Genomic DNA, 17,164 nt, shown 5'->3' with positions numbered 1-17,164 from the left:
GTCGCACAGACGGTGATTTCAGTGGGACCGTACTGATTAAACAGGGTAATCCCTGAACGTAAATTCAGGGCATTCAGGGCCTCCCCGCCCGTATGGATAACCTGTAAGGTGGACTGGAATAATTCAGCGGAGAAATGGTTCATCAGGGCCGTTGGAATAAACGCCTTGGTAATGTCATGGGCATTGATGAATGCCAACAGTTGTTCACTGTCTTTGGTCACCGGAGCGGGGGCAATAAACAGGGCGGCTCCCGTTATCAGGACAGGGAAAATCTCAAAGACAGAGGCATCAAAGACGTAATTGGAGAAAAACAGTGCTTTGGTTTGCGGACACAGCAAATGTGTTCTGGCAATAAACCGGGCTAAGTTACTGACGCTGGTATGCTCAATCATCACACCTTTTGGCTGGCCGGTGGTGCCGGAGGTGTAGATGATATAGGCCAAATCGGTGGATTTGTTGACTAGAGCCGGATTTTCCACGGGCTGGCTTGCGGTGGTTATCGGGTCATCCACTGCTATCAGTGCCGGTGGTTCAGCGAATGGTTGGGTATATGCCGCCAGTGCCGCCAAGTGATGTTGCTGAGTCAACACACACGAGGTCTGGATATCTTGCAGAATAAAATTAACGCGTTCCGCGGGATATTCCGGTGCAATGGGTACATAAGCGCCACCGGCTTTCAGCACGGCCAGAATACTGATGACCATTTCCGGACTGCGGTCAAGATAAAGGGCGATTGGCGTGTCGGCTTGCAGCGGTGCATTACGTTGTTGTTGATCGCATTGTTGTTGATCGTATTGCTGTTGATAATGCCCGCGGATAGCGTGTGCCAACTGATTTGCCCGTTCATTAAGCTGGCGGTAGGTCAGTGTTTCTCCCTCAAACACCAATGCCACGTTATCCGGTGTGATTTCCACCTGTGCCTCAAACAACTGTTGCAGGGTTTTGTCCTGCGGGTAGGGAACATTGGTCTGGTTCCAGGTGTGTAGCAAGGTATGGTGTTCTTCTTCACTGAGGAACATTATGGAGGTGTGTGGCTGGTGTGGGTCACAGGCCACGGCGTGCAGAATACGTTCAAGATGACCAAGCAAACGTTGTGCCTGTTCCTTGGTTAACCAATCTTCGCCATAACTTAATTTCATTATCAGGCGATTATTTTGCTCATAAGCCATCAGCGACAACGGATAATCCACTTTTTCGATGGCCTGACGGAACATCAGAGTGTTCTCAATCCCTTCTTCATTTTCGCTCACTACTGGATCAGGGTAGTTTTCGAAGATCAACAGGCTATGGAATAACCGTTCCCCATCTGGCTGCAAGCTGGCAAGCGATACGGCACTGTGGCTGTTGAGTGCGGCAATATCCTTTTGTATGTCTTGTAAAACCGTAGCTACATTTCCTGTCGGAGCCCATTGCACTGCTAATGGCAGCGTATTGATATACAGGCCAACACTGGACTCGATTCCATCCACTGGAACATCACGCCCGGATACAGTCGTGCCGACAATAGTCTGTTCATCTCCGGTGTAATTGTGTAGCAATTTATGCCAGGCAAATTGCAGGACCACATTTAGAGTAACACCTTGTTCACAGCACATTTCCTTAAGCTGATGGTAAGCGTTTCCTTGTAGGGTAATCGCTTTACCCGCTGGTTTTTCAATCGCTTTTATTTGCGTTAAATTAATGTGGTGACTTAACAGCGCCGAAAGATCATTGGCTCTGTGGAATTGTGTTTTGCGTTCATCCCAATAAGCCTCAGATTCTGCTCTATGATCCAAATGATATTGTTGGGTTGCCAGGTAGGCTTTGTCTAACGTTATCCGGGGGGCCCGACCTTGTATGATCTCGTTGTAATATTCATGCACCGCTTGTAATAAAATCGGGTTACTCCAACCGTCGGTAATAGCGTGGTGTTGAGTGATGAGAACCGTTACCAACTGTTCACTCTGTTTAATTAAGATGAAGCGGATTAAACCGGGTTGACTTAAATCAAAAGACAGACTGCGGTCATGTTGTTGGATCGCTTCAATCGCTCGATCCTTCTCTTCTTCTGGTAATTGACTGATATCCTTGATGGTGAAATTTGCCGCACCAAGACTGGTGCCCTCAGTCACAATCTGCAAGGCTTCTTCTTCCCAATTAAATGCGGTTCTGAGGATGGGGAAGCGCAGTGAGACCAGCGCCCAGGCTTGCTGGTAAGCGGTAAGATCCAGTTGTGTGCGATAATCCAACAGCAGTTGCACGCGATAGGCATCATCCTGTGATTGAGCCAGATGGTGATAAATAAATCCCTGCTGCAAGCTGGTCGCAGAATATAGCGCTGCAATTTGATACTTTTGCTGAAGGCGACGCAGAAGCTTAATTGAAATTCCTTTAATGCCATAATCATGGGAGGTTTTTATGCCACCCGATTGCGCCTGTTTTTGACCTGCCATGATGACAGAATTGAGTGCCTGTTCAAATGCGGTGATAAATACCTGTGTCTGAGCCTGTGACAAGTGCGAGTTGATACTAAATTGCAATCTGCCCGCTTGGATCAGGCCGTTAATATTCAACAATAAATGGCTGTGATTATCGTCTGCCACTACGGTTCCACAATCGTCATTGGTCAGTGACCAGTTTTGCTCATTCTCTCCGCTTAATTTGCTGAGGTAGTTAAAGCTGATTGCTGGCAGCTCACCGGTCAGGTGGCCTGCCTGATATAATGCCCCATAACCAATGCCTTTGTTTGGTATAGCTCGGAGCATCTCTTTGGTGTGAATAATGGTTTCCGCAATATCTTCCTGCATTGCCAGACGAACAGGGTACACGCTCGTAAACCAACCGACGGTTTCTGAAACATCCAGTGTGTTGTCAATAGCTTCCCGGCCATGGCCTTCAAGGATGATGTGGTTAACCGATCGAGAGAAAACAGCCTGTAATGCCAGCGTCAGGGCACTGAGCAATAGGTCATTGATTTCGGTGTGGTAACCGGCATTGGCTTCACGCAACAGAATGTCGGTTAATTCAACGGAAATACCCAACATATGTTGACTGCTTTCATCTGAAACAGGGTGAATCTGGTTCTCTGCCATGACTTGTTGCCAGTAGGGAATTTCCTGTTGGTGGTCTTCTGCATAGTGATGGACAGCATTGACCCACTGTCGATAGCTACTGGTTTTCGCTGGCAGGATTTCGCCCTGTAACAATCTGCGTATATCTTCAGCAATAATTCGCCAGGACACTACGTCAATAATCAGATGGTGAAAGGCGAAGAATAACCGGGCACTGCCGTCGGTATATCCGGTCAGATGAGCGGCTTGCCATAATGGCCCGTTGTTGTAATTAAAATTACTCTGCCATTGGGTCAATTGCGGGTGTAACTCAGTCTTATCTGACTGACTGACGTCTCTCTGTTGCAAAAGCGGCAACCAGGATGGCATATCAGCGTGGTAGCATTGATGGTAACGGCCTTTTGTGCTGACAAAATGGGCACGTAACATATCATGTCGCTCAACCAGTACCGTCAGGGTCTGCTCAATCGCGGCGTAGCTGATGTTGCCGGGTAGTCGGATCATGAATGCCTGATTCCAATGGTGTGGACTCGATAAATTCCAGTTGAAGAAATCTTGCTGGATAGGTAACAGGCCAAACTCTCCGCTTAATAATCCCTGTTCTGCAACAATGGCTACTGTGGATGACGGTTGTGTCAGAAGTTGCGCTAATCGGGCCACCGTTGGTGCCTCAAAAATCGATTTAACCTGAAGGGAAAAGCCAGCCTGACGCAGTTTGGAAACTAGCTGGATACTGACAATCGAATCACCACCAATGCGGAAAAAGTTATCTTCAATGCCTATATGCTCCAGCCCCAATACCGTCTGCCAAATGGCACATAGCTGAGTTTCTAACGCATTACGGGGGGCGATATAGCTATCCCGGTTACCCCATACTGGCTCTGGCAGGGCGCGGCGATCCAGCTTGCCGTTCAGCGTCAGCGGCACGGATTCAATGCGGATAAAGCTGGCAGGCAGCATATAATCCGGCAAATGGGCAGAGAGGTGTTTAATCAGGGCTTCATCGGACAGTGCTTCCTCTGCCACCAGATAGGCAGCCAGCACTTTATTTCCCTTATGCCCGTGGTCAATCACCACGGCCTGTTTTACCTGCGGATGGGCAGCGAGGGCGTTTTCAATTTCGCCCAGCTCAATGCGGTAACCGCGGATTTTGACCTGAAAATCATTGCGCCCGAGATATTCCAGATTGCCGTCCGGCCGCCAGCGCACCAAATCACCGGTTTTGTACAGGCGGGTATAGCCTTTCGCCTTGTCTTCGGCCGTCGCGAATGGGTTCGCCACAAAACGCTCAGCAGTCAGTTCAGGCCGGTTCCAGTAACCCCTCGCCAGTCCCGCACCGCCGATGTACAGTTCTCCCGGTGCGCCGACAGGAGCCGGATGGCCGCCATTATCAAGAACATAGAGACGGGTATTGTCGATGCCCTTGCCGATGGCTCTGTCCCCGTCCTGTAATAAGTGCTGGGTCGCACAGACGGTGATTTCAGTGGGACCGTACTGATTAAACAGGGTAATCCCTGAACGTAAATTCAGGGCATTCAGGACCTCCCCGCCTGTATGGATAACCTGTAAGGTGGACTGGAATAATTCAGTGGAAAAATGGTTCATCAGGGCCGTTGGAATAAACGCCTTGGTAATGTCATGGGCATTGATGAATGCCAACAGTTGTTCACTGTCTTTGGTCACCGGAGCAGGGGCAATAAACAGGGCGGCTCCCGTTATCAGGGCAGGGAAAATCTCAAAGACAGCGGCATCAAAGACGTAATTGGAGAAAAACAGTGCTTTGGTTTGCGGACACAGCAAATGTGTTCTGGCAATAAACCGGGATAAGTTACTGACGCTGGTATGCTCAATCATCACACCTTTTGGCTGGCCGGTGGTGCCGGAGGTGTAGATGATATAGGCCAAATCGGTGGGTTTGTTGACCGGAGCCGGGTTTTCCACGGACTGGCCTGCGGTGGTTATCGGGTCATCCACTGCTATCAGTGCCGGCGGTTCAGCGAATGGTTGGGTATATGCCGCCAGTGCCACCAAATGATGTTGCTGAGTCAACACACACGAGGTCTGGATATCTTGCAGAATAAAATTAACGCGTTCCGCAGGATATTCCGGTGAAACAGGCACATAAGCGCCACCCGCTTTCAGCACGGCCAACATACTGACCACTATTTCCGGACTGCGGTCAAGATAAAGGGCGATTGGCGTGTCGGCTTGCAGCGGTGCATTACGTTGTTGATCGCATTGTTGTTGATCGTATTGCTGTTGATAATGCCCGCGGATAGCGTGTGCCAACTGATTTGCCCGTTCGTTGAGCTGGCGGTAGGTCAGTGTTTCTCCCTCAAACACCAATGCCACGTTATCCGGTGTGATTTCCACCTGTGCTTCAAACAACTGTTGCAGGGTTTTGTCCTGCGGATAGGGAACATCGGTCTGGTTCCAGGTGTGCAGCAAGGTATGGCGGTCTTGTGCAGGCAGGATATCAAGCTCAGACAGGGATTGTTTCTGGTTTGCCACTAATGCAGCCAATACCCGTTGGTAGATATCCGCCAACCGCACGATAGTTTCCTCGCCAAACAGGCTGACCGCGTAATTCAGACAACCCGTAATATTGGCCTGCCTGTCGGACAAAAACAGGCTCAGATCAAACTTGGCGGGACTATCCGGAGAGTCGTCCAGTGCAACCGGCTTAAATGGCAGGGGGATTCCGTTTGGCAGGCTCTCACCAAAACTTTGTAAGCTGAACATCACCTGAAAAATCGGGTGGCGGGAGGTATCACGTTCAATTCCCAGTGTTTCAACCAGATGTTCAAACGGCATATCCTGATAGTTCTTGGCTTCGGCCACCAGCTTATGGGTCTGTTTAATCAGGCTTTCCACACTGGCAGTTTGTTGAAGCTGTGTTCTTAAGACCAGTGAGTTGACGAACATACCAATCAGGGACTGAGTTTGCGCATGATGTCGGTTATCGGTAGGCGTCCCCAGTACGATATCATCCTGTCCGGATAATTTTGCCAGCGTGATATAAAAGCCACTGAGCAGCACAGTATATAAGGTAGTTTCCTGAGCTTTAGCCAATGTTCTTAGCTGCGCAGACAGCGCTGTATCCAGCGTAAAATTGAAATCCCGCCCTTGATAATTGACCTGAGCAGGTCTGGGGTGGTCTGTTGGTAAAGCCAGTGGTTCGTAGCCGGCCAAGGTTTTCTGCCAGTAGGCAAGCTGGCGTTCACGCACTTCACCCTGTAAATATTCCCGTTGCCATGCGGCATAGTCGCCATAGGTGATATCCAGAGGTGCCAGTTGGCTGTCACGGCCTTCTGACAAGGAATGATAAATCTCTGCTAGTTCATCCATAAAAATTTCGATGGACCAGCCATCAATGGCGATGTGATGCCACAACATTAGCAGGTAATGTTTATCGATCACTTGCTTATTGATCAATTGGTTATCGAACAATTGATAATGACACAAACGCAGGCTCGGTTCGGTAGCCAGATCAAAGGGTGTGGCTATTTCAGCGTGAACCAGGCTCAGAAGCGTGCCAATATCTCCACAGGATTGTGACTTGATAATTAAATTATCGCCCAACATTTGTTGGTGAATCTGTCCCTTATCATTATTGGGATAGACCATCTTCATCATGGAATGGCGTTCAACCAGCCGGTTAATGGCGGTTTCTAACAAGGGCAGACAGGCGTCGTTATCCAGCTCAACCAGATAAGGGATGTGGTAGGCGCTAGTGCCTTGTTCAAACTGCTCGATAAATAACATCCGCTCCTGAGCAAACGATAAAGGGTAATGTTCTAATGCAAGGTGAGGGATGATCGTATGAGCCTGCTGTCCTATATGAGTGGCTAAGCCAGCAATGGTTTTCAGCTCAAACAATTGCGCCAGTGATACTTCCATTGCCAAGGCCCGGCGAATCGCTGCCGTGAGCTTAATCGCCATAAGGGAGTTACCACCAATGCGGAAGAAGTTATCTTCGATACCAACGCGTTCTAAGCCCAATACCGCCTGCCAGATGGCACACAGTTGGGTTTCCAGTGTATTGCGGGGAGCGGCATAACTGTCCTGCGTTCCCCATACCGGCTCCGGCAGGGCGCGGCGATCCAGCTTGCCGTTCAGCGTCAGCGGCACGGATTCAATGAGGGTAAAGCTGGCAGGCAGCATATAATCCGGCAGGCGGGCAGAGAGGTGTTTAATCAGGGCTTCATCGGACAGTGCTTCTTCTGCCACCAGATAGGCGGCCAGCACTTTATTCCCGTTGTGCTCGCGGTCAATCACCACGGCCTGTTTCACCTGCGGATGAGAAGCGAGGGCGTTTTCAATTTCGCCCAGTTCAATGCGGTAACCGCGGATTTTGACCTGAAAGTCATTACGCCCCAGATATTCCAGATTGCCGTCCGGCCGCCAGCGCACCAAATCGCCCGTTTTGTACAGGCGGGTATAACCTTTGGCCTTATCTTCAGCACTGGCAAACGGGTTTTCGACAAAACGCTCAGCAGTCAGTTCAGACCGGTTCCAGTAACCCCTCGCCAGTCCCGCACCGCCAATGTACAGTTCTCCCGGTGCGCCGACAGGAGCCGGATGGCCGCCATCATCAAGAACATAGAGACGGGTATTGTCGATGCCCTTGCCGATGGCTCTGTCCCCATCCTGTAATAAGTGCTGGGTCGCACAGACGGTGATTTCAGTGGGACCGTACTGATTAAACAGGGTAATCCCTGAGCGTAAATTCAGGGCATTCAGGGCCTCCCCGCCCGTATGGATAACCTGTAAGGTGGACTGGAATAATTCAGCGGAGAAATGGTTCATCAGGGCCGTTGGAATAAACGCCTTGGTAATGTCATGGGCATTGATGAATGCCAACAGTTGTTCACTGTCTTTGGTCACCGGAGCGGGGGCAATAAACAGGGCGGCTCCCGTTATCAGGACAGGGAAAATCTCGAAGACAGCGGCATCAAAGACGTAATTGGAGAAAAACAGCGCTTTGGTTTGCGGACACAGTAAATGTGTTCTGGCAATAAACCGGGCTAAGTTATTGATGCTGTTATGTTCAATCATGACGCCTTTTGGCTGGCCGGTGGTGCCGGAGGTGTAGATGATATAGGCCAAATCGGTGGATTTGTTGACTGGAGCCGGATTTTCCACGGACTGGCCTGCGGTGGTTATCGGGTCATCCACTGCTATCAGTGCCGGCGGTTCAGCGAATGGTTGGGTATATGCCGCCAGTGCCACCAAATGATGTTGCTGAGTCAACACACACGAGGTCTGGATATCTTGCAGAATAAAATTAACGCGTTCCGCAGGGTATTCCGGCGAAACAGGCACATAAGCGCCGCCGGCTTTCAGCACGGCCAACATACTGATCACCATTTCCGGACAGCGGTCAAGATAAAGGGCGATTGGCGTGTCGGCTTGCAGCGGTGCATTACGTTGTTGTTGATCGTATTGCTGTTGATAATGCCCGCGGATAGCGTGTGCCAACTGATTTGCCCGTTCGTTGAGCTGGCGGTAGGTCAGCGTTTCGCCCTCAAACACCAGTGCCACGTTATCCGGCGTGATTTCCACCTGTGCCTCAAACAACTGTTGCAGGGTTTTGTCCTGCGGGTAGGGAACATCGGTCTGGTTCCAGGTGTGCAGCAAGGTATGGCGTTCCTCCTGACTGAGAAACATTATGGAGGTGTGTGGCTGGTGTGGGTCACAGGCTACGGTATGCAGAATACGTTCAAGCTGACCAAGCAAACGTAGCACTTGTTTATCTGTCAGCCAGTCTTCGTCATAGCTCAATTTTATGATTAAACCGTCATCCTGCTCGTAGGCCATCAATGACAACGGATAATCTACTTTTTCGATGGCTTGACGGAGCTTCTGGGTATTTTCAATCCCTTTCTCGTTTTCGCTCACCACAGGAATCGGGTAGTTTTCAAAGACGAACAGGCTATGGAATAACCGTTCCCCATCTGGCTGCAAGCTGGCGAGTGATACGGCACTGTGACTGTTGAGTGCGGCGATATCCTTCTGTATGTTTTGTAAAACCGCAGAGATACTGTCCACCTGAGTCCACTGCACCATCAACGGCAAGGTATTAATGTACAAACCAACACTGGACTCGACTCCATCCACTGGAACATCACGCCCGGATACAGTCGTGCCGACAATAGTTTGTTCATCCCCGGTGTAACTGTGCAGTAATTTATGCCAGGCAAATTGCAGGACCACATTGAGCGTAACGCCTTGCATCCGGCACATGTTCTTCAGTTGCTCATAAAAATCTCCCTGTACAGTGAGCATCTGTTCGGCGGGTTTTTCGACGGTTTTAATCTGTGTCAAATCAACGTGATGACTTAACAGAGCTGATAAATCATTAGCTTCCCGGAAATGCGTTTTACGCTCAGCCCAATAAGCTTCAGATTCAGCCTGATGCTCCAGATAGTATTGCTGGGTTGCCAGATAAGCCTGTTCCACGACGACCTGAGGCTTTTGTCCTTGCACCAGCGCGTTGTAATACTCATGTACCGTTTGTAATAAAACAGGGCCACTCCAGCCGTCGATAATCGCGTGGTGTTGCGTGATCAGGATTGTCACCAACTGTTCATGTTGCCTGATGAACGTAAAGCGGGTTAAACCGGGCTGACTTAAATCAAAAGGCCGGGTACGGTCATGTTGTTGGATCGCTTCAATCGCTCGATCCTTCTCTTCTTCTGGTAATTGGCTGATATCCTTGATGGTAAAGTTAGCCGGACCAAGACTTGGACTCTCAGTCACAATCTGTAAAATTTCTCCTTCCCAATCAAATGCAGTTCTGAGGATAGGGAAGCGCAGTGAAGTCAGCGCCCAGGCTTGTTGATAGGCGGCAAGATCGATATTGGTGTGATAATCCAACAAGAGTTGCACACGATAGGCATCATCCCGTGGTTGAGCCAGATGGTGATAAATAAGCCCTTGCTGCAAACTGGTGGCAGGGTACAGGGTTTCCACCTGATAGCTTTGTTGCAAACGTTTTAAACGTTCAATTGAAACGGCTTTAAATTCATAATCACTGGGTGTTTTTATTCCGCCCGATTGCGCCTGTTTCTGACCGACAGTGATGACATGATTGAGGGCTTGCTCAAAAGCTGTGATAAACATTTGCGTCTGGTCTGATGGCAAACGGGACATTACGCTGAATTGCAGTTTTCCCGCCTGAACAGCACCATTGATATCCAGCAGTAAATGACTGCCGTTCTCATTGGCGATCACTGAACCACAGTTATCATTGGTCAGCGCCCAATCCTGATGGCTGGCTTGTCCGGTTTCACCGCCGAATTGGCCAAGATAGTTAAAGCTGATGGCTGGTAAATCTCCGGTCAGATATCCCGCCTGATGTAAGGCACCGTAGCCAATGCCCCTATTGGGAATAGCACGCAACATCTCTTTGGTGTGAATAATGGTTTCTGCAATATCATCCTGCACGGTCAGGCAAACAGGATACACAGTCGTAAACCAACCGACGGTTTCGGAGATATCCAGTGTATTGTCGATGGTTTCCCGTCCATGCCCTTCAAGAATGATGGTGTTCGTCGGTTGGGAGAAGATTGTCTGCAATGCCAATGTGAGGGCGCTGAGCAATAGGTCGTTGATTTCAGTGTGATAACCTGAGTTGGCTTCACGCAATAGGGTGCTGGTCAGGTCGGATGATAAGCTCAACTGTTGCGAGTTGATTTCTCCCATCACCGGATAGCTTTTTTTCCCTGTCATGACGCGCTGCCAGTAGGGCACTTCGTCTTGATGCTGTACTGCATAACGTTGGACAGCGGTGACCCATTGCCGGTAACTACTGGTTTTCGATGGCAGCATTGTGCCTTGTAGTAGCAGGCGCATATCTTCAACGATAATTCGCCACGATACGGCATCAATAATCAGGTGATGAAAGGCGAAAAATAACCGGGCACTGCCGTCGGCATATCCGGTCAGGTGAGCGGCTTGCCATAAAGGCCCCTCACAATAATCAAAACTACTCTGCCATTGGGTCAGTTGCTGGTATCGCTCAGCTTCATCCAGCTCTCTCACATCACAATGCAGTAATTCAGGCAACCAGGACGGCATTCCTGCGGGGTAGCACTGACGATAGCCCTGTGCTGTATTGATAAAATGGGCACGTAACATATCATGTCGCCCGGCCAGCGCTATCAGGGCCTGTGCAATATGTTTGTGCTGGATATTCCCGGGAAGCTGGAACATAAATGCCTGATTCCAATGGTGCGGATATGGCAGATTTTGATTGAAGAAATCTTGCTGGATAGGTAATAAATCAAATTCCCCGCTTAATAATCCCTGTTCAGCAACCACGGAGACTGCGGATGTTGTTTGTGTCAGGAGTTGCGCCAGACGTGATACTGTTGGTGCTTCAAAAATCGATTTAACCTGAAGAGAGAAACCTACCTGCCGCAGTTTGGAAACCAGCCGGATACTGATAATCGAATCGCCACCGATACGGAAGAAGTTATCTTCAATACCAATCCGCTCTAATCCCAAAACATCTTGCCAGAGTACGCACAATTGAGTTTCCAACTCTGTACGCGGTGCTATATAACGATCCCGGTTTTCCCATACCGGCGCTGGCAAAGAATGACGGTCGAGTTTGCCATTGGTGGTCAGAGGGATGGCGTCAATGCGGGTAAAGCTGGCGGGTATCATATATTCCGGCAGAAGGGCTGAAAGATACTCCAGCAAAGTGTCATTGGTCAGCGTTTCGTCTGTCACCAGATAAGCGGCCAGTGCTTTATGGCCCGCATGCTCCTGATCAATCACCACGGCCTGTTTCACCTGTGGGTGGGAAGATAAAGCCGTTTCAATTTCACCCAGTTCAATGCGGTAACCGCGGATTTTGACCTGAAAATCATTACGCCCCAGATATTCGAGGTTGCCATCCGGCAGCCAGCGCACCAAATCGCCGGTTTTGTACAGACGGGTATAACCGTTAGCCTTATCTTCTGCACTGGCAAACGGGTTTTCGACAAAACGCTCGGCAGTCAGTTCCGGGCGGTTCCGATATCCCCGTGCCAGTCCGGCACCGCCGATATACAACTCTCCGGGTGCACCAATAGGAGACAGTTTGCCATTACGATTAAGGACATACAGATGGGTGTTATGGTGTGCCTTGCCAATGGGGACATGACCACTAAATTCATCAGTGACATCAAAGTGAGTGATATCATTTGTCGTTTCAGTCGGGCCATAGAGGTTGATTAAGGTACTTGAACCCCTATTTATGGCTCTGAATGCGCTGACATGGGACATCGTCAACGCCTCTCCGCCACATAGCACATAACGGATAGTGTCAGGCAATTGCTGGCCTAAATCCCGTATTGTCTGGCAGAAAGCACCTAACATGGATGGGACAAACTGCACAACCGTTACGCCGGTTTTCTGTATCAGTTGATGCAGGACTTCGGGCTGTTTATGAACATCCGGTGAGGGCATCACAATACTGGCACCAAACCAGTTAGCTGCAATCAGCTCCCAGACTGAGGCATCAAAGGTATAAGGGATTTGTTGCAGGACTTTATCCGATGCACTTAAGGGATATTGAGCCTGCATCCAACACAGGTGATTGATGACATTCTGGTGAGTCAGCTCAACACCTTTCGGCTGCCCGGTCGTCCCGGAGGTGTAGATAATGTATGCCAGATCCGTACTTTTGTTTACCGGCACTAAGTTTTCCGCTGGTTGGTCTTTGGTGATTGTACTGTCATCTGCGGCTATCAGTGCGGGTTGAATGGATAAGGCATGTGCACATTTTTCCAGTGTCGTCAGGTATTGTTGTTGGGTTATCACACACGGGCTTCCGGTATCTTCCAGAATAAACTGGACTCGCTCCGGTGGATATTCGGGAGAAATCGGCACATAGGCACCGCCGGCTTTCAGCACCGCCAGAATACTGATCACCATCTCCAGACTGCGATCGAGGTAGAGGGCTATTGGTGTATCTGCCTGCATTGGTGCATTATGTTGCTGTTGGTAACATTCGCGTATCACAACAGCGAGTTGATTTGCCTGTTCGTTGAGCTGACGGTAGGTCAGAGTTTCCTCTTCGAATATCAACGCCACATTATCGGGTGTTGCTGCTGCCTGAACCTCAAACTGTTGTTGCAGAATCATCTCTTGCGGGTAGGGGACGTTGGTCTGGTTCCAGCAGTGCAATAGGGTATGGCGCTCTTGTTCTAATAAAACAGGTAATTCACTGACTAATAAAGAAGAAGAGTTAAGCAGAGCAGTCAATAAGTTTTGTAATCGTTCAAATATTTTTTTTATATCTTGAGCACTAAAATATTCCTGCAAGTAATCTATCGTTATTGTTATTTCCTGATTATGTCCAAATTCTTTTAATCGAAAAGCGATAGGATCAATATTAGAGAATCCGTCGATAACATGATGTTGTGCCTGTCTGGTTTCAGGTGTTGACCCTGCAAGCTTTTCATAGAATATAAATATATTGGGTAAAGCAATTCCATGATGATTAGCCATTCTGACCAAATGAGAACGAGGAAATTGACAATGGTGATAACTCTCTTTTAGCGCTGATTCTGTTAGTTTAATCTGCTCAATCACACTGACTTCGTCAGAAACATGGCAATGTACGGGATATATATTTGTCAGCATTCCCACGATATTTTTCTCTGATTTTGTCTTTCTTCCATGAGTGATGGTGTTAAATGTTAGCTCTTGTTGTCCTGTTAGTTCTGACATCATAATAATGACCAGACTAGAGAAGACGGCGAGAAGATTCGTTTTATTTTCTTCACAAAAAGCGCGCAAATCTGCTTTAGTTGACAGTGGCAATACTAACTCATCGCTACCAGAACCCTTATTTTGATAATAAGGTGTTAATTGATGGATGTCATTTTTTGCCAAAAAATCATACCAGTAGCTTTTATCTTCTTCGTAACGGGAAGAATTCAGGTATTCTTTCGCTTTCTCTATTACATCTAAATATTGTGGAATTTCTGATAACCAAGCTGTTGATGTTCCATTTTTCAGACATGAATACAACTTAAAAACATATTCATGAAGCCGCAATAAACTGGCTCCATCAATTATAATGTGGTGGAATTTATTGAAAAAATAATACTTTTCACTAGCAATGCGAATTAATGAAATCTGATACAAGATCTCATTTGGGAAGTTTATGAACTGGCCTACCTGTTGTTGCATCCAATGCCGGGCTTTTTCTTCAGGATCAGGCTGCGTTGAAAAATCATGGAATAAGATTGACTCTGGATTACTCTGATTTTCAAGATATTGCATTGCTTCATTATCCGAATTAATCGAGAAACGTAATCTTAGGGTATCAATATGTTGGTGCAGTAATTGCCAGGCTTGTTGCAAGATGATGATATCAATCTCACCTTCCATCAAGGTATACCAGCCTATATTGTGTAATGGAGTATTTTCATGAAGGGTTTGCTCGTAAAACACATCTTCTTGAGCAGGATGAAGGTTATATAAGTTCGAATTTAGCGAACCTTCAGTTGTTTTCATAATAAATTATACGAACGCATTCCGCTTGCAAGTTATTTGTAACCTATGATACAAATGGGTAAATTTCAGCGATTGCATAACCTTAATTTATTTATGTTTTAGCATTAACATAATTTAGCAAACTATATTTTGTTCCTGATGGTTTAAATATTAATTTGTTATTTTCATTCAATAAGTGTTAGCATTATTCACCATGGTATCATTACAGCCAATCTCGCAATCTTTCAGCATTCTTCCTTATGCAAAATAGTTGATATTTATTTTCAGTCAATAGTTAGCTAATAGTTAAGGTTTTATTTCTGATTCTTTTAAGTATACATCCTTGTCACCCATCCTGTTCTGCCAAAATTATTTTCATTTTCAATGACAATCATTGTTTTTCACTCATCATTATTGCGTGGTAATAATTCTTTGTGCTGTAATAGTGATTGTCATTTGGATTGAAGTCTATATTATTTTTTATTTAATATGGTTAATTTTTTTTAATGGCTTGTAAATCGCAAGGCGATATAATTTATATTGTTTATGGTTTCGGATTTACATTTGAGTTTGCATCATTTTGTTTTTATTAAAGTAAATGGCCTCCCATTCTTTTTTATATTGGAATGAATGACTAGCATAAGTAATTTTACCATTGGATTATTAATTCCTTTTAAATATATTTTTTATCAATCATGGGAAGTATTTTGATTAAACTTGTTGTGAAGGTGGTATTATTTGTGATAAGGGAGGTGAAGTTGATACATGTGGATAACTTAATAAAATAAATTCATGAAACCCGGCCGGATAACTGCATGATTTTACACCAATAATGACGGATAAAATGTTGTTTTTCGTTAAAGCGTTACATGCCGAATTGTGGTAGATTAACCCGCTTTTTGGGAATGTGGTCTAGCTTATTTTTAGTTATTAATTTGTTTTCTAAAAGTGTAGTACACTGATTTATATTGATCTATAGATTAACTCGATGATTCACGGGAGAAAATATGCTTTTAAGGCGGAGAATTATTTTGTGTAATTTGTTGTTGATTGGCGGCATATTGGCTGGTTGCAGTGGGCATCAAACAAGTGCTTCATTAAATCGATACAAACATTATCACTACTCTGATCTGGGGATTCACTTGAGTAAAGATGCAAGTGAAACCTGCAATGACGCAGGAGGGATTCAGACACTGACTAATCAATTGAATGGTCAGAAAGTACCTGTTTGCCAACTGGCTAATGGCCGTCGCTGTAATGAGCAGGCTTTGCTGGATGGCGGATGTGCGTCAATTTAATTTTTTATGACAGAAATATATCACTGCCAATATAAACATATTTCTGTCAACTTTTAATCCGCATGATATTCATCCTTATAATGTTTTTCCTTAGTAAAAAGGAACGGCATTATCCAGCCTATAAAAATATTTATTTTTTCTCTTGATAACTGACACGATACAGCCACAGAACTTATTGGGTTAAATGACAATTATTTTTCACCCACACAAACCTTATTTACAGAAAAATCATCAGATTATTCTGTGGTTGACATTGCAGTCTGAAAATAATGAGCAAGAATAATTAAGGTATTCCTTATGGCTTTTTTTCAATTAATTATCTGGAGATAAAAAATATGCTAAAGCGCAAATATCTGACCCAGTCTGAAATTGATGTATTGCTCACTGCGTTGGATAAATATCCTCACGCAGCACGTAATATTTGCATGATATTTATGGGGTTTATTCATGGCTTCCGGGTATCTGAATTATTGAATTTGCGAATTTCTGATGTTGATTTGGAAGGAAAAAGTTTACGAGTACAACGATTAAAAAATGGTTTTTCTACTATTCACCCAATGGTATCCCGTGAAGTTCAATTGATACGTCGCTGGTTAGCTGAGCGTCCGAAATATTTGCCGAAGAAATCCGCATTATTAGATGGTCAGGTAATTGATAGTAAAGAACCCGATTGGTTATTTTTATCTCGTAGTGGTCAACGTATGTCACGCCAGCAGGTTTATAAAATTCTTCGGCAAACCAGCCAAAAGGCAAAATTGTCGATTTGCGCGAATCCGCACATGTTGAGGCATGCTTGTGGTTATGCGTTGGCAGACAATGGGGTAGATACACGCTTGATTCAAGACTATTTAGGCCACCGGAATATTCGCCATACAGTCCGCTACACCGCGAGTAATGCGGGAAGATTTGAGACAATATGGGATGCTAAAGGAAAACGAAAAAAGTTAACAATTAGTACCAAACTGTCAAGTCACCTAAAACAGCTATTTTTAAACGTAGTTCATTTTCTTATTATCTGCAAAACTCCAAATAACGTATTGATATTAAAATATTAATAAGTTATTGATTTTTGATTAATCCCATTTCTATAGCCTGAAATTTTTTTTCCTCTTTTTCTATACAATTTCCCAATCTTGTGCGTCACTCAAATTCGAAAGACTCATTTGCTTAATTGTCTGTTTAAGTTGGTTTATTCGGCCGATTTTTTTTATTTTTCGGATGAAAAGTCCTTAGTTAACAGTTTGGTACTAATTGTCAATTCGCCGAGGGGATAGTCACACCGCTCCGGGATGAGTCAATAGCACCGACGCTTAATGGTGT

At 46.2% G+C, this 17,164-nt stretch carries 3 protein-coding genes; 2 read left to right on the top strand and 1 reads right to left on the bottom strand.

All coding sequences use genetic code 11. The annotated features are described in order from the left end of the window. Positions 1–14,567, bottom strand: a 14,567-nt coding sequence (locus Xenpb_RS12720) for a non-ribosomal peptide synthetase (RefSeq protein WP_187654664.1), incomplete at its 3' end; no start/stop codon positions are given. A gap of 986 nt (positions 14,568–15,553) precedes the next feature. On the opposite strand from Xenpb_RS12720, the gene Xenpb_RS12715 reads away from it, so the two are divergent. Together Xenpb_RS12715 and Xenpb_RS12710 are read left to right on the top strand one after the other, a co-directional pair. Continuing rightward, positions 15,554–15,844, top strand: coding sequence for a DUF333 domain-containing protein (locus Xenpb_RS12715; RefSeq protein WP_187654663.1), 291 nt, complete (start codon positions 15,554–15,556; stop codon positions 15,842–15,844). A 335-nt stretch (positions 15,845–16,179) separates the two neighbouring features. After that, the gene (locus tag Xenpb_RS12710; RefSeq protein ID WP_187654662.1) at positions 16,180–16,899 is read left to right on the top strand and encodes a tyrosine-type DNA invertase; all 720 of its coding nucleotides are present in this window, start codon (positions 16,180–16,182) and stop codon (positions 16,897–16,899) included. The last annotated feature ends 265 nt before the right edge of the window (positions 16,900–17,164 follow it).

Source organism: Xenorhabdus sp. PB62.4, from assembly GCF_014467285.1.
In the GTDB taxonomy this organism is placed as follows: Bacteria; Pseudomonadota; Gammaproteobacteria; order Enterobacterales; family Enterobacteriaceae; genus Xenorhabdus.
The sequence above is the reverse complement of the archived record's forward strand: the minus strand, read 5'-3'. Positions and strand labels throughout refer to the sequence as shown.